At 60.9% G+C, this 14,997-nt stretch carries 14 protein-coding genes and 1 pseudogene; 7 read left to right on the forward strand and 8 right to left on the reverse strand.

The features are described 5' to 3' along the window. Nucleotides 1-15: 15 nt before the first annotated feature. Nucleotides 16-885 carry a TauD/TfdA family dioxygenase gene (locus EIY71_RS22370; protein WP_129972666.1) on the forward strand — a complete coding sequence of 290 codons (870 nt, stop codon included), beginning with the start codon at nt 16-18 and terminating at the stop codon, nt 883-885. 45 nt (nt 886-930) lie between these two features. Here the strand turns inward: EIY71_RS22370 and EIY71_RS22375 are convergent, their stop codons facing one another. The 5 genes from EIY71_RS22375 to EIY71_RS22395 all read right to left on the reverse strand — a co-directional run bounded on the left by EIY71_RS22375 (nt 931) and on the right by EIY71_RS22395 (nt 4,548). Further along, the gene (locus tag EIY71_RS22375) at nt 931-1,620 is read right to left on the reverse strand and encodes a hypothetical protein (protein WP_166673443.1); all 690 of its coding nucleotides are present in this window, start codon (nt 1,618-1,620) and stop codon (nt 931-933) included. Next, complete coding sequence (locus EIY71_RS22380; RefSeq protein WP_134023160.1) at nt 1,589-2,629, reverse strand: GSCFA domain-containing protein; 1,041 nt, start codon at nt 2,627-2,629, stop codon at nt 1,589-1,591. The genes EIY71_RS22375 and EIY71_RS22380 overlap by 32 nt, the downstream gene beginning before the upstream one ends. 37 nt (nt 2,630-2,666) lie before the next feature. Continuing rightward, nucleotides 2,667-3,182 carry a GNAT family N-acetyltransferase gene (locus EIY71_RS22385; RefSeq protein ID WP_085747531.1) on the reverse strand — a complete coding sequence of 172 codons (516 nt, stop codon included), beginning with the start codon at nt 3,180-3,182 and terminating at the stop codon, nt 2,667-2,669. Nucleotides 3,183-3,348: 166 nt separating this feature from the next. Further along, nucleotides 3,349-3,762: a cupin domain-containing protein gene (locus EIY71_RS22390; protein WP_085747530.1), complete on the reverse strand. Its 414-nt coding sequence runs from the start codon at nt 3,760-3,762 to the stop codon at nt 3,349-3,351. A 30-nt stretch (nt 3,763-3,792) separates the two neighbouring features. Next, nucleotides 3,793-4,548 (reverse strand): SDR family oxidoreductase, encoded by a 756-nt coding sequence (locus tag EIY71_RS22395; RefSeq protein WP_085747529.1) that lies wholly within the window; start codon nt 4,546-4,548, stop codon nt 3,793-3,795. 251 nt (nt 4,549-4,799) lie between these two features. Here EIY71_RS22395 and EIY71_RS22400 point away from each other — a divergent pair, with 251 nt between their 5' ends. Then, the gene (locus tag EIY71_RS22400) at nt 4,800-6,368 is read left to right on the forward strand and encodes a winged helix-turn-helix domain-containing protein (protein WP_134023162.1); all 1,569 of its coding nucleotides are present in this window, start codon (nt 4,800-4,802) and stop codon (nt 6,366-6,368) included. Between the two features lie 4 nt (nt 6,369-6,372). On the opposite strand, the gene EIY71_RS22405 is transcribed toward EIY71_RS22400, so the two are convergent. Continuing rightward, nucleotides 6,373-7,422, reverse strand: coding sequence for an NAD(P)-dependent alcohol dehydrogenase (locus EIY71_RS22405; protein WP_102686676.1), 1,050 nt, complete (start codon nt 7,420-7,422; stop codon nt 6,373-6,375). 133 nt (nt 7,423-7,555) lie between these two features. Continuing rightward, nucleotides 7,556-9,523 carry an alkyl/aryl-sulfatase gene (locus EIY71_RS22410; protein WP_134023164.1) on the reverse strand — a complete coding sequence of 656 codons (1,968 nt, stop codon included), beginning with the start codon at nt 9,521-9,523 and terminating at the stop codon, nt 7,556-7,558. A gap of 105 nt (nt 9,524-9,628) precedes the next feature. Here EIY71_RS22410 and EIY71_RS22415 point away from each other — a divergent pair, with 105 nt between their 5' ends. From EIY71_RS22415 to EIY71_RS22425, 3 genes are all read left to right on the forward strand, one after another. Then, on the forward strand, nt 9,629-10,552 hold the full coding sequence (locus EIY71_RS22415) for a LysR family transcriptional regulator (protein ID WP_134023166.1): 924 nt from the start codon (nt 9,629-9,631) through the stop codon (nt 10,550-10,552). 72 nt (nt 10,553-10,624) lie between these two features. Next, nucleotides 10,625-10,930, forward strand: coding sequence for a colicin E3-like toxin immunity protein (locus EIY71_RS22420; RefSeq protein ID WP_372239295.1), 306 nt, complete (start codon nt 10,625-10,627; stop codon nt 10,928-10,930). 40 nt (nt 10,931-10,970) lie between these two features. Further along, nucleotides 10,971-11,222, forward strand: a complete 252-nt coding sequence (locus EIY71_RS22425; protein ID WP_134023168.1) for a pyocin S6 family toxin immunity protein — start codon at nt 10,971-10,973, stop codon at nt 11,220-11,222. Between the two features lie 69 nt (nt 11,223-11,291). Here the strand turns inward: EIY71_RS22425 and EIY71_RS22430 are convergent, their stop codons facing one another. Continuing rightward, nucleotides 11,292-12,623 carry an amidohydrolase gene (locus EIY71_RS22430; RefSeq protein WP_134023170.1) on the reverse strand — a complete coding sequence of 444 codons (1,332 nt, stop codon included), beginning with the start codon at nt 12,621-12,623 and terminating at the stop codon, nt 11,292-11,294. A 193-nt stretch (nt 12,624-12,816) separates the two neighbouring features. Between EIY71_RS22430 and solA the strand changes: the two genes are divergently transcribed. Together solA and EIY71_RS22440 are read left to right on the forward strand one after the other, a co-directional pair. After that, nucleotides 12,817-13,980, forward strand: a complete 1,164-nt coding sequence (gene solA / locus EIY71_RS22435; RefSeq protein WP_178083792.1) for an N-methyl-L-tryptophan oxidase — start codon at nt 12,817-12,819, stop codon at nt 13,978-13,980. Nucleotides 13,981-14,269: 289 nt separating this feature from the next. After that, nucleotides 14,270-14,997 (forward strand): annotated as a pseudogene (locus EIY71_RS22440) (hypothetical protein); the annotation flags it as partial.

The following is a 14,997-nucleotide window of genomic DNA, read 5'->3' on the forward strand; positions in this document are numbered from 1 at the left end:
AAAAGGTGAGGGAACATGGATCAGTTGGCACTCAAGGCGATCGAGCGCATCGCCGCAGAACGGCGCGCGCCGTATCAGCACATCACGGTCGAGCGGATCACGCCGATCATCGGCGCCGAGATCGGCGGCGTCGATCTTTCACAACCGCTGAGCGACGAGCAGCTCGCGGAAATCCGCCGGGCCTTTCTGGAGAACCACGTGGTGGTGTTCCGCGATCAGCACCTGACGGTGGACGAGCACAAGGCGTTTGGCCGGTTGTTCGGTGAGTTGCGGGCGCTGCCGGTGGAAGACATCGACGGCGATGACCCGGAGCTGGTGGTGGTCCGCGCCAATGCGCAATCGCGCTACGTGGCCGGCGAAACCTGGCATACCGACGGCACCGCCGACCTGGCGCCGTCCATGGGTTCGATGCTGTACGTCAAGGAAACCCCGGCCATCGGCACGGGCGGCGATACGCTGTTCGCCAACATGCACCTGGCGCTGGAAATGCTGTCGCCGACGATGCAGCAGTTTCTCGGCGAATTGACGGCGATCCATGACGGTGCGATTCCGTGGAAGGGCTATGAAGCACCGGCCAACCTGCCGAAAACCGAGCACCCGGTGGTGGTTCGCCACCCGGAAACCGGGCGCAAAACGCTGTTCGTCAATTCCGGGTTTACGTCGCACATCGTCCAGTTATCCGGCGGGGAAAGCCAGGTGCTGTTGAACATGCTGTTCGATCTGGTGGCTCGCGAACCAGTTCTGAGTTGTCGCGTGCGCTGGGCGCCGAATACCTTGGTGTTCTGGGACAACCGTTGCACCCAGCACCATGCGGTCTGGGATTATTTTCCGCACTCGCGGTATGGCGAGCGGGTGACGATTCTGGGGACGCAGCCGAAAGCTTGAATCTAAAAAAACGGCGGGAGCGGCGGTGCCGTTCCCACCGGTCATTCACAGGCCTTGTTTGAGCAGTTGCTCGACGATCAACTCGCCGAACGCCAGATTCCCGTGCAGCGGGTCATCCACTTCGCAGTACGCCGAACGCTGAAAGCCCTGCTCATCATTCGCTGCCGCGCGCACGTCGATCAGCTCGATGCCAAGTCCTTGCAGACGCTCGATCAGCAGCGCCTGCGCGGCCATGAACACTCGTGAGTCGGACAACTCCGGAACCCGCTGCGGCGGCAATACGGCGAACACCTTGAGGTTCATCGCCCGGGCCTGTTCATAGAACGCCAGCGCAGGCCGGGACAGGGTGTCGACAATGGATTCGAACAGCGGCCCGGCGAGAAAACCTTCATCGAACTCGCCGTCCGGCGTCTGGTAGCACGTCCAGTTCGGCGCGTTGGCGAGATAGTGCAGGCTCAAGCCGATCGTACTCACCAGCGGCACGCCGACCTTCGCCAGTTGCGGCACTTCGAACGGCTCAAGGGCCTGGCGATACAGGCGCTCCATCTCGGCTTCCCGAAACACCACGTCATGGCGGGTCAGGCGGAAAAAGTCCACCGCAAAATCCCGGCCGGTGCCCAGCGGGCCGCCGCTGAAAGGCAGCTCGCGGGCCTGCGCCGCCTTGCCGATGACCCCGGCATGGGAGTCGCCCAGCAGCAGAAACCTAGGCGTAGTAATCGAGCACGGCGTCTTCACAGACAAGCTCCTCGCTGGACACGCAGGTGGAAGGAACGCTGGCCGGCTTCTGCACCGGTTGAACCGCGTCGAGCCCGGCGAAAAACTGCTGCATGACGAACGCCACGCCTTCGGGCGTGACTTCCCGCTGGTTGGGCTGATAGAACGCGCCCTTGAACGGCGTACCGGTGATGATTTCGTAAGAAGGGAAATAGTCGACGTCGTGCAGGTCTTCACACAGCTGCCCGGCGACGGCGCGCAGGACCGATTTGGAATAGGTGGTGGCGCTCAGCACATGCTCGCCCGTGGCGGTCGCCGTCAGGGGCACCGGTGACACGGTGAGCAGCAGGCGCAGTTGCGGGTTGATCGAACGCATCAACTCCAGCGCCCGGACCATTTCGCCATAGGTGTCCATGAAACCGAAGTTGCAGAACTTGTGAAGCAGCGGATCGAAGGTGCCGCGCACGGTGCCAGGGCACACGGGGTACACCAGTCCGGTCTGGCGGTTTTGCCAGGCTTCGGTCAGGCCGAGGGTAAACACGAACACTTTGGCCTGGCGCAGGGCGGTGCGGATGGCGTCGAGGGTGGCTTCGCGCGATGCGAACAGCGCGTCCTCGCTGGCAAAACCTTCGGGCTCCACGGCGGGGCGGAACGGGTCGAAGAAACGCCCGTCATGGGCCCAGGTTTCGTCGGGGGGCAGGCTCACGCCCAAGGCCCATTCGAGCCATTGGCAAAGCATCGCCGGGGTGTACAGGTTGCCGGTGCGGAAGGAGAACACCCCGTAGTTGTGGGATTTCCAGTCGGCTGCGGGCAGTTCGGCCGGGGCCGGTTCCGCGTCCAGCCAGTTCATGCCGCGTTCCACCAGCGCGCGGCCGATGTGCTGGGCGAAACAGGAGCCGGCGGTGACGATGGCGTCCTTGTTGCCGATCTCGAACTGCGGCGTCCACAGTTGATCGATGGTCAGCGCGGGCTTGTCAGCCACGGCGGTGCGCCAGAAAGCGCGGGGTGGCAGGCATTGATAAGGATTCACGACGAGGGCCTCCTTGGCGGTCGCTGATAAAACGGGGTCAGCTGATTTGATAGCGGTAGATCAGGTCGTCAAACCACCGATCTCCAATCTGATAGGCCTGTGGCACGCGGCGCTCGAATACAAAACCGCATTTCTCCAACACCTTGCAGGAGGCGATATTACCGTCGGTCACTGTCGACTCCAACGAGTCCAGGCCGATGGCGGCGGCATAATCGATGATCGCCTGCCGCGACTCGGTGCCAAAGCCTTTGCCCTGATGCTCGGGCAACAGCAGGCAACCCACTTCGGCATGCCCCGGCGACAGGATACGAAATCCGGTCACGCCCAGTTCCTGCCCGCTGGCCCTGTCGGTCACCACCAGACACAACCAGTGATCCGACTGCGGCCCCCAGGCCGGAAGCCGATGCTCGAAGCCTTTGCGCACCTGGTCCTCGGCGATTTCACCGAACACGTACTGCATGGTTTGCGGCTCGGAGTGCAGCCTGAGGAACAGCGGCCAGTCGGATTCGACCATCGTGCGCAGGTCAAGGCGTTGCGTGGCGAGTTCGAGCATCCGCTGCTCCTTGCAAGGGCGGAAAGGGAAGACGGTTTTTTACTGGGTGTGGGGCGAAAGATCAATGCTTTGATCGGGCATGTTTTGCAACGCCGACCTTGATCGCGCCCCGTAGCGGTACTCTCCGGCAGCCACGCTGCCGGAGGTGGATTGGCGTAAGGATCGGTTACGGCTTGACGGGTTTGACCAGGTCGGTCTCGCTGCTGTCGAGCACGAACACCGCCAGCAGACGGGACGGCTCAGTGGTGCTGGCATTGGCGCTCACCGCGTGGAAGTCACCCGGTTGCTCGACGAAGTTTTCCCCGGCCTTGTAGACCTTCTCCGGCCCGTCACCGACCTTGCTGCGCACGGCGCCCTCAAGCACCGTGGCGTAGATGAACGCGGACTTCGGATGAAAGTGCGCCGGCGAAGAGCCACCGGGCGCGTATTCCACCAGCACGCCCCGCATGGATTTGCCCGGAACGTTGGGCAGGGCGCGGTCGAACACCACGGTGACCTTGCCCCCCTGCGGCTCGGCGGCCGAGGCAGATGATATCGACAGGGCCGCAAACGTGGCGGCCAGCAGGATTCGGCTGAACATGGCGATACTCCTTCAAATGAGTGGGGTGTTTCAGCGCTGGGTCGATTTCGCCAGCCAGTCTTCAAAGCGCGTCGGGCCCAGGCGCGGGTTGCTGCTGCCGGGGGTGAGCGACTGGTCGTCGAGCACGTCGCCGAAGTAGCGGGCGTGCACGTCCGGGATCACTTTGCGGGTGTCGTGGGTGGCGCGGAAAAAACGCCGGACCAGTTCGTCGAGCGGCATGGCTTCGGGGCCGGCAATTTCTTGCGTGCCGTTGATCGGCGCTGCCAGTGCCACATCTGTCAGTGCAGCGGCGACGTCGTCAGAAGCCATGGGCTGAATCAACGCCGGCGACAGGCGCACTTCCTCGCCGACGGTGGCGGATTGGGCGATGCCGCCGACAAATTCGAAGAATTGCGTGGCCCGCACTAGGGTGTACGGAATGCTCGAGGCCTTGATCAGGTTCTCCTGGGCGACCTTGGCGCGGAAGTAGCCGTTGGCAGGCGAGCGCTCACTGGCGACGATCGACAGCGCCACGTGATGGCGAACCCCGGCTGCGGCTTCGGCGGCGAGGAGGTTGCGAGTGGAGGTCTCGAAGAAGTCGAGTACAGCCTGGTCTTCCCACGAAGGGGCGTTGGAAACGTCGACCACCACCTGGGCGCCGTCCATCGCTTCGGCCAGGCCTTCGCGGGTGATGCTGTTGACGCCGGTGTTAGGGGAGGCGGCGAGTGCATCGTGGCCGCGTTCGCGCAGATTGTTCACAAGTTTCGATCCGATGAGGCCGGTGCCTCCGATAACGACGATCTTCATGGCAACTCTCCACTTGCCGACGGCAACCATTGCTGTCGATGTGGGTTGAGCATGCTTGCGGCGCTCGGGCAAATCCTTGTGGTGACCTTGGATTTGTCTTGGTTTTTTGTCCAGACAGGCCAATCCGTTGGCAGATGCGTAGACCAGTGTGCAGACCGGTGCGGCGGCCCGAGGTCTGCCGTATGATCGAGCGCAAAACAATCGCCTGCCCGGACACGGCGTCGCGGGCGCCAGACCAGAGAACAGCCACCGTGCAATTCGTGTTTGAAGACTACCTGCTCGACCAGCAGCGCCGGGAACTGACCTGTCACGGGCAAGTCGTGACGGTCGGGCCGCAGGTCTTCGATCTGCTGTTGCTGCTGGTCAGCAACCGCGAGCGGGTGGTGAGCAAGGACGAACTGTTGAGCGCCGTATGGAGCGGCCGGATCGTTTCCGAATCGACCATCACCAGCCACATCAACGCCGTGCGCAAGGCCATCGGCGACACCGGCGAGCAGCAGCGCCTGGTGCGCACGGTGCCGCGCAAGGGCTATCGCTTTGTCGGTGAAATCACCTCGAGCGACAGCCCCGTCAATGCGCCCGAAGCGCCTGCGATACCCGAAGTGGCCACGACACTTGTCCTGCCGGAAAAACCTTCGATCACCGTCCTGCCCTTCCAGAACCTCAGCGGCGACCCCGAGCAGGACTATTTCGCCGACGGCATCGTCGAAGACATCATCACCGCGTTGTCGCGCCTGCGCTGGCTGTTCGTCATCGCCCGCAACTCCAGTTTCACCTACAAGGGCAGGGCGGTGGATGCGCGAGGCGTCGGTCAGGAACTGGGTGTGCGTTACGTGCTGGAAGGCAGCGTGCGCAAGAGCGGCAACAAGATCCGCATCACCGGCCAGTTGATTGATGCGTGCAGCGGCACGCACCTGTGGGCCGAGCGCTTCGAAGGCCTGCTCGACGATATTTTCGAACTCCAGGATCAAGTGGCCGAGAGCGTAGTGGGCGCCATTGCGCCGCAGCTTGAACGCGCGGAAATCGAGCGGGCCAAACGCAAGCCCACCGACAGCCTCGATGCCTATGATTACTACCTGCGGGGCACGGCCAAACTGCACATCGGCACCCAAGAGGCGATCGAGCAGGCACTGGCGTTGTTCTCCCGGGCGATTGAACTGGATCCGGAATTCGCCTCGGCGTATGGCATGGCCGCGTGGTGCCACTTCTGGCGCAAGCTCAACGGCTGGATGACCGACCGGCCCCGGGAAATCGCCGAAGGTGCGCGGCTGGCGCGCATGGGTGTGGAACTGGGGCGCGATGACGCCGTGGCGCTGACCCGCTGCGGTCATGCCCTGGCCCATCTGACCGGGGATGTCGATTGTGGCATTGCTTTGCTGGATCGGGCTCGAGTGCTCAACCCCAATCTGGCGCCGGCCTGGTATCTCGGCGGTATCCTGCGCGCCTTGGGTGGCGAAACCGAAGCCGCCATTGCCAACCTCGAGCATGCCGTGCGCCTGAGCCCGCTGGATCCGGAAATGTTCCGCATGCAGGTCGGGATGGCGCTGGCGCACTTCTTCGCCGGTCGCTTCGAATGTTCGGTTTCCTGGGCCGAGAAAGCGCAGGGAAACCTGCCCAGTCTGCTGGTAGCGGCGGCCCTGATCGCCGCCAGCCACGCGCTCAATGGGCGAGCCGACAAAGCCGGGCAGGCCATGGAACGGGTGCGTCAGCTGGACCCGACGTTGCGGGTGTCCAGCCTCTGCGCGTGGCTGCCCATTCAACGGCCTGAAGACGTCGCCCGGTTTGCCGAAGGTTTGCGGTTGGCAGGGTTGCCGGAGTAACGGCTCAGCCGGCCAGCGTCGAGTTATCGATCACAAAACGATATTTCACATCACCCTGCAGCATCCGCTCGTAGGACGCGTTGATTTGGTCCGCGCGAATCAGCTCGATGTCGGAAACGATGCCGTGTTCGGCACAGAAATCCAGCATCTCCTGGGTCTCGGCAATGCCACCGATCATTGAACCGGCAATGGTCCGGCGCTTCATGATCAGGTTGAACACGTTCGGTGACGTATGCGGTGAGGCGGGCGCACCGACCAGCGTCAGGGCGCCGTCACGCTTGAGCAGCACCAGGAACGCGTCGAGATCGTGAGGCGCGGCGACGGTGTTGAGGATCAAGTCGAAGCTCTTGGTGTGCGCGGCCATTTCTTCGGCATTGCGCGATACCACGACCTCATCGGCGCCCAGTGCTTTTGCGGCTTCGCGCTTGGACTCGGAGGTGGTGAACGCCACGACGTGCGCGCCCATCGCATGGGCCAGTTTGATGCCCATGTGGCCCAGGCCACCGATACCGACCACACCGACCTTTTTGCCCGGCCCGGCGTTCCAGTGACGCAGCGGCGAGTACGTAGTGATGCCCGCACACAGCAGCGGCGCGACGGCGGCCAACTGCGCCTCAGGGTGACGGATACGCAGGACATAACGCTCATGCACCACGATGTTTTGCGAGTAGCCGCCGAGGGTCCAGCCCGGTGCGTCCGGGGTCGGGAAGTTGTAGGTGCCGATCATGCCGTCGCAGTAGTTTTCCAGACCGGTCTCGCAATCCTCGCAGTGTTTGCAGCTGTCGACGATGCAGCCGACACCCACCAGATCACCGACCTTGTAGTCGGACACATGGGCGCCGACTGCCGAAACGCGGCCGACAATCTCGTGCCCCGGCACGCAGGGGAATTGCGTCCCGGCCCATTCGGCGCGCACCTGGTGCAGGTCGGAGTGGCAGATGCCGCAGAAGGCGATGTCGATCTGCACATCATGGGCCGCCGGCGCGCGGCGATTGATCTGCATCGGCTCAAGGGGTTTATCGCCGGCGTGGGCACCGTAGGCGTGTACGAGCATGGGAGTGGTCCTTGATGAATGTGTCGAGGGACCATTTTTCCCGGATTGCTCGTACAGGCTGTTGTGCATTTCTGTGGATTGCTTGCCTGATCCTGTTTTTGAACCGTGCAACCCACCGTCGACACGTACCGGTTCAGTCACGCGCCTGGGCGACAATCGCAAAATTCCCCGGCGCCTTTTCCAGCAGCCCGAGGAATCTCATGAGATCGACTTTACTGCCTTCCACCTTCAGATCAACGGAGGTAAGCGTTTCCTTCAGCCCGGCGGTGCCCCCCAGCAACTGGACGAACAGGTCCTTGGTGACAGTCAGCGTTGCGTTGGCGTTCGCTGCCGTCGGGCCTTTTCGGTAGTGCAGCACGGCGTTCTCGATCCACAGCACGAACGATTCATTCGTATCGGTCAGCACCAGATTGAACGTCCAGTTCTTGCCATCCGCCGCCGGCCCGTCGAGGCTTGCGGCCATGGCTTCGAGGAAGCGCTCAGTGGGCGTCTGCTTCATCAGTTCGATCAGGTCGGAGCGTTTGACGCCCTTGGCTGGCGGGCCGTTGCGCAGCTCCATGGCCGCGGTCAGGTAGCTGTTGCGCCAGGTCGCCGATTCCGCCTGATAGCCCATCTGTTCGTACGCGCGGGCCAGCAGTTCTTTGGCGGCCGTGTCGTCGGGGTTGGCGAGCACGGCCTGATCCAGCAGCTCGGCGACCCAGCGATATTCGCCCTTGTCATAGGCCTCGCGCGCGGCCTCGACCACCTTGGCATTGCCTCCCATCAATTCGACGTAGCGCTTTGCCGATTCCTTGGGCACCAGCGGATTCAAGTGCGCGGGGTTGCCATCGTAGGCGCCCAGGTACAGCTGGTAGATCGCCTTGACGTTGTGGCGCAGGTCGCCGTAATAACCACGGGTGCCGAAGTACGACGCCAGCGAATCCGGCAGCTGGATCTTGTCGGCGATCTCGTTGGGGGTGTAGCCGGCGTTCATCAGGCGCACGGTCTGGTCGTGCAGGTATTTGTAGACGTCGCGGTGCTTGGTGATGAATTCGCGGATCCGCTCGTTGCCCCAGATCGGCCAGTTGTGCTGACCGAAATAGACCTCGGTGTCGCCCAACTCGTCGAGGGCGATTTGCGTGTAGTCAGACCAGCGCAGCGCATCGCGCACCTTGGCGCCACGGATCGGCAAGAGGTTGTGCATGGTCTGCGCCAGCAGCTCCGCACCGCCATACGCCTTCAGCGCGGGGATCGAAAAGGTCAGCTCGGCCGGGGCTTCCGCGCCGGGCATGTTGTGGAACACGAAGCTGACGCCGTCGAGCACCAGCGGCTGGATCGGCTGGTCGATGATCTGCGTCGGCGGCAGGATGCCCATGCTGCCGTAGGCGACGTTTTTGCCCAGACCGGTGTCGACGATGCCGGTGGCGCCCGGCGTCAGGTTCTTGCCGAACTGATACATCGAACGCCGCGCCATCGCCGGGCCCGCCAGGATGTTTTCGCTGGTGGCTTCCTCCATGAACCCGGCAGGCGCGACGATGGGAATATTGCGCTGGGCGACTTCGCTGCTTGAGGTGATGCCCAGCACACCGCCGAAATGGTCGGCATGGTCGTGGGTGAAAATGATCGCGGTGACGGGCTTGTTGCCCAGATGCTCGCGGGCGAATGCCAGCGCTGCGGCGGCGGATTCCCGGGAGGTCAGCGGGTCGACCACGATCCAGCCGGTTTGCCCGTCGATCAGCGTCATGTTGGCGATGTCGAATCCGCGCAACTGGTAAATCCCATCGCGAACCTTGAACAGACCGATCTGCGCGTTGAGCATCGCGTGCCGCCACAGGCTAGGGTTGACGGTGGCTGGCGCCTGGCCTTCGACGAAGCGGTACGCATCGAAATCGATCAGCACATTGCCGTCGGAGCCAAGGATCTTGCCGGTGGGGCGGGCGATGAAACCGCGCTGGGCATCTTCCATGTCCCGGTTGTCGCTGAGATCCAGGCCCTTGATCGACGCCTGGATCACCGCTGCCGTGGCGGGCGTGGCGTCGCCGGCTGCGACGCCGGGCTTGTTGTCACAGCCGCCGAGTGACACCAGCGTCAGGGCGAGGATCGTGTAGAGGGTCGGTTTCATTCTTGTTGTTCTCCGAGGGTCGAATTCGCTCCAGCCTAGGGGCAGGGCGGCGATGTATCCAATGCATTGTTTACATCCGGATAATGCGTCGCTAGCATCGGGTGAATGGACCTCAAACGACTGTCACACCTTCTCGCGCTGGCCGATGAACGCCATTTCGGCCGCGCCGCCGAACGCGTTCACCTCAGCCAGCCGGCCCTGAGCCGCAGCATTCAGGCGCTGGAGAGCGAAACCGGGCAGCGCCTGTTCGATCGCGACACCGGCGACGTCCGCCCGACGCCGGCGGGGGCGTTTCTGATCGAGCGGGCGCGGCGGTTGCTGTTCGATGCCCGTTCGCTGGAGCGGGACATGGCGCTCTACAGCGATCGCCAACTGGGTAGCCTCGCTTTTGGCGTCGGGCCGTTCCCGGCGGCCATGTTGATGCATCAAGTCGTGCCGCGACTGCGCCTGGATCACCCGGCAGTCACCCTGCGTGTCGAGGTGAACAACTGGCAGATTCTCGAAGCGCGGCTGCGCGCTGAAGGGATCGAATTCTTCGTTGCCGATATCCGTAACTTCACCGCGGAATCCGATCTTTTGATCCGCTCGCTGGGCCAGGTTTCGGCAGGCTTCTTCGTGCGTCCGGAGCATCCGCTGGCCGGGCGTAAAGTGCAGATGGGCGAGCTGGAAGGCTATGGCATTGCCACGACGCGCTTGCCCGAAGTCGTGAAACTCGAGACCGCCCGAACCCTCGGCATTTCCACTCGCCAGGCGCTGCCCATCGTGCTGGAGTGCGACGACGTGGCCCTGCTCAAAACCGTCGCTGGTTCAACCGACACCATCCTCGGCGTCATTCATGGCGCTGTGGCTGAAGACATTCGGGTGGGGCGTTTGATCGAGCTTCATGTTGTCGACCGGCCGGGATTTCATTCTGAAATCGGGGTGGTGAGTTTGCAGGGTAGAAGCCTGTCACCGACGGCTTTGTGTGTGATTGAGGCGGTCGTTGCCGAGATGCAATCCGTTCACGTCGAACAATCCCCACGTCTTTAGAGATACGTCCTACAGCCATGATTTTCCTGGTTCGTTAACGTCGTGCGGCCTCTTGCGAGGGGTTGCCGATGCATGAACGAAAGGACCAGTGGCAAAGAAAGACGCATCAAAAAAGATATCTGTGAGAAAGAGATGGGACTGGAACTGAGACTGGAGTGGTACGACACAGCAACCCTGGAATTCCAGGGCGAGGAGACGTCAAAAGATCTGGGGGATGATGAATCAGTATTGAATGCTTTAGGCATTCCAGTAGAGGGGAACATCAATAATGGCAGCTTCAACGTCGTCGAGAAGTGGGTCGCGACTATTCAGCCGTACTTTCAACATCAGATCGCTCTGAGTACCAACGACTATCAAATTTCGTTTGATTACAGCTAATACCGACAGACAGCCTGATTGACAGTAAAAGGGTCAAGCCATGCTCTCTCTTTCAATAACCGGCTTTTACCCCGATGACGTCCAAGACGACTCGCTGCAGTTCGAGCTGGATATCGACGGTAGCGAACTGAATGAAAAAGTTGCACAGCTCATTGAATTCAAGCCCCTGAGCGAACTGGAACCTGGTGATTTGTTACTGTGCGAGGATCAGGTAGCGGCACTGAAAGCCCTGCTGAATGTCAGCTTCCCGAGCGGTCTGGAGTATTTCATGGGTACCTGTGCGAAATACTGAAACTGCGGACAACCAAGGTGGGCGGATGTATTTACGAAAATATTTCCGCCCCTTTTTCATGTCAGCGAGTCAGCCCCGCTGACCTCGCCCCGCATAATTCAGCACAAACTGCACATGCGCCTTCACCCCGGTGGCCAGTGTCGCATCATCGGCGGTGAAGTAGGGGCTGTGGTTGTTCGGCGCCTTGCTCATGTCCTGGCCTTCCGGCGTTGCGCCGAGGAACACGAACAGCCCCGGCACTTTGCGCGCGTAGTAGGAGAAGTCTTCGCTCGGCGACAGCGAGGCGGGCAGGCGCTCGACCTTGCCCGGTGCTGCCAGCTCGAAGGCCGGGATCATGGCTTCGGTCAGGGCCGGATCGTTGGTGGTCACGGGCGCATTGTTCACCAACAGCAGATTGGCCTGGGTCTCGTAGGCGCTGGCGATGCTGTTCACCAGCGGCGGCATCTTTTTCAGGATCGTGTCGCGGATGTCGGCGTTGTTGGTGCGGATGGTCCCGGTCATTTCCACGGACTCGGGAATGATGTTGGCCGCCGAACCGCCATTGATCGTACCGACGCTGATCACGCCCATGCCCTGGGTCAGGTCGACGCGCCGACTGACCAGCGTCTGCAATCCGCTGATGATGCCCTGACTGGCGACAATCGGATCGACACCGCTCCAGGGCGCCGAGCCGTGAGTCTGCTGGCCCTTGACCGTGATGCGGAACGAATCGCTGCTGTTGAGCACGGTTCCGGATTTGTAGAACAGATGCCCGGTCGGATAACCCGCCATCACATGCACCCCAAACACCGCTTCGACCTTGGGCGAATCGAGCGCGCCATCGCGGATCATCGCTTGCGCACCGATCAGAGTGTCCGTCTGGAACTCATCGACGTCAGCCGCGCCTTCTTCAGCCGGCTGAAACAGAAACACCACCGTCCCGCGCACCTGATCGCGATGCTCGGCCAGCACCTTCGCGGCGCCCAGCAACATCGCGGTGTGGGTGTCGTGCCCACAGGCGTGCATCACCGGCACGCTCTTGCCCAGCCGCGTGCTGGTGGCCTGGCTGGCGAACGGCAGGTTCGTCATCTCCTTGACCGGCAGTGCGTCCATGTCGGCGCGCAACGCCACGACCGGCCCCGGCAATCCGCCTTTCAGAATCCCCACAACACCCGTCTTGCCGACTCCGGTGCGCACTTCAATGTTCGACGCCTTCAGCCGCTCGGCCACCAGCGCGGCGGTCTTGAACTCAAGATTGCCCAGCTCTGGATGCTGATGAATCGTGTGGCGCAGATCGACGACTTCCTGATTGACCGCGCTCACGGCGCTATCGACCCAAGGCACATCGGCGGCATGGCTGGCAGTGGCAACGAACGAGGACAGAACGGCGAGGCACAGCGAGGTTTTGCAGAAACGGATCAAGGCGGGACTCTCTCTTATTGTTTTTATTGGCGTCAGAGGGTATGCCGCGATGCAAGACGCGACAAACGAGTCTGGCCGGTAATCGCACGGCTTTTGGATTTTCGCGTTTTTGCCAGAGCGCGGCTTTCAGCGGATTGTTTTCCAGCGCCCGATCCGCTTCACTGTGGCTCTTTTGCCTGAGCGGAAATCAATCATGGAACGATGCGAAGCACTGGTCATCGGCCTCGGCGCCATGGGCGCGGCCACGGTGTATCAACTGGCGAAGGCCGGGGTCAACGTGGTCGGCATCGACCGCCACCATCCACCGCACACATTCGGCTCCAGCCATGGCGACACCCGCATCACCCGGCTGTCCGTGGGCGAGGGCGCGCAATACGTGCCCATCGTGCGCAACTCCCACCGCATCTGGCGTGAACTGGAAGGGCTGTCGGGCGAGTCCTTGTTCGAACAGACCGGCCTGCTGGTGCTGACCTCCAGCCCCGACTTCGATCCCGCCGACGAAACCGACTTCACCCTGCGCACCATCGCCCTGGCGCAGACCTACGGCATCGAACATGAAGTCCTCGACGCTACCCAGATCCGCCAGCGCTTCCCGCAGTTTGCCCAGGTGCGCGACGACGCCATTGGCTACTTCGAGCCCGAAGGCGGTTTTGTACGGCCTGAACGCTGCATCGACGTACAACTGAGATTGGCCGAACAACACGGCGCCACGCTCTATAAGGGCGAGACCGTGACCCACATCAGCTCGGACGAACAGGGCGTCACCGTCACCACCGACCAGCGCACCGTACGGGCGAACAAACTGGTGGTCACTGCCGGCAACTGGGCGGGCGGCTTGCTCGGCGCACCGTTCGACAGACTGCTCAGTGTCTATCGGCAAAAACTGTTCTGGTTCGAAACCGAGCCCGATGCGGAACTGGTCGGCCACTCGCCCACGTTCATCTTCACCCACGGCCCGGACGATGATTTCTATGGCTTTCCCGCGTTGCCGGGGGAGGGCAGTTTGAAGGTGGCTACGGCGCAGTATCACAGCGCGTCCACGCCTGAAACTCTGGATCGCACAGTCTCGGCCGAGGAAGAACGCGAGATGTACGAACAGCAGGTGAAGGGGCGCATTGCCGGGCTGACGGATCGGGTAGTGAAGTCAGCGGTTTGCGCCTACACCGTTACGCCGGATCGGCATTTCATCATTGATGAGCATCCACGGTTGCAGCACACGTTGGTGGTGTCGGCGTGCTCCGGGCATGGGTTCAAACACTCGGCGGCGCTGGGGGAGGCGTTTGCGCAGTGGTGTTTGCGGGGGGAGAGTGAGCTGGATCTTTCGTTGTTTTCGGTGGGGCGGTTTGAGTGGGAGTGACATTGCTTGGGAGTGATTGATTTCGGCCAGAAGCGGACAGGAACGATGAAATCCGAAAAGCATTGATGACTGCAAATGTTTTTTGAAACTCGAATCTCTCCTTCTGCCACATTCAGTAAACACCCCCCCCCTAATTCCTAAAGAACGGCGGAGGTTTGTGATTTTGGCATTTGGAAAAGAACGATATGGGAATATTTTGGGAACGTGAGTGAATTTTCTCGCACATGCGGTGAGCGTACCCGTGGACGAATCTGGTAGATTCTTGGGATAAACCCTACGGAGGATGAGCATGCCCAATAAGGAAAATAAAGGGATTTTCGACATCTCAGATGCCGACGGCGTGAATGAGTCCGAGCGATTGTTGATGCGGCTTTGCCGGAAATCTTTCTTGAGCTTATGGGCGCATGCAAACTTGCATACAGATCAAGATATGCGAGACGGTAAGGGGAGTGCCAAAGAATTCGCGGATATATTGCTAGTTTTTGGTAATGACGTAGTAATTTTCTCCGACAAACATATAGAATTTCAAACTGAAATAGATGAAAGTATCGCTTGGAAGCGTTGGTATAAACGAGCGGTTACTAACTCTGCAAAGCAGCTTTATGGGGCTAAAAGTTGGCTTGAAAGATTTCCGGGGCGTGTGTTTCTTGATTCAAAATGTACGCGTCGTTTGCCGGTCGATGTGCCTGATATCACTGCAGCACGATTTCATTTGATTGCGGTAACGCGAGGTAGTCTTGAGGCGTGTAAGAGACATTTTCCCGGAAGTGTGGGCTCTCATATAATAAACACTACGTTAGATTGTTCTGAGTTCCCTGAGGTGCTATTTACCACTGGGCCACTCGATAGGTCTAAGAAGTTTGTTCATGTTTTTGACGAGATCTCGCTTGAAGTATTAATGCGCGAGATGAGCACTGTAAAAGATTTTATTGATTATATAAGTGCTAGAAAATCCTTTTTGCTTGATTCTGAAATTGCCGTCATGAGCGCTGGGGAGGAACAACTTATTGCATCCTA

The organism is Pseudomonas sp. CH235, from assembly GCF_004368175.1.
Taxonomy (GTDB): Bacteria; Pseudomonadota; Gammaproteobacteria; order Pseudomonadales; family Pseudomonadaceae; genus Aquipseudomonas; species Aquipseudomonas paraglycinae.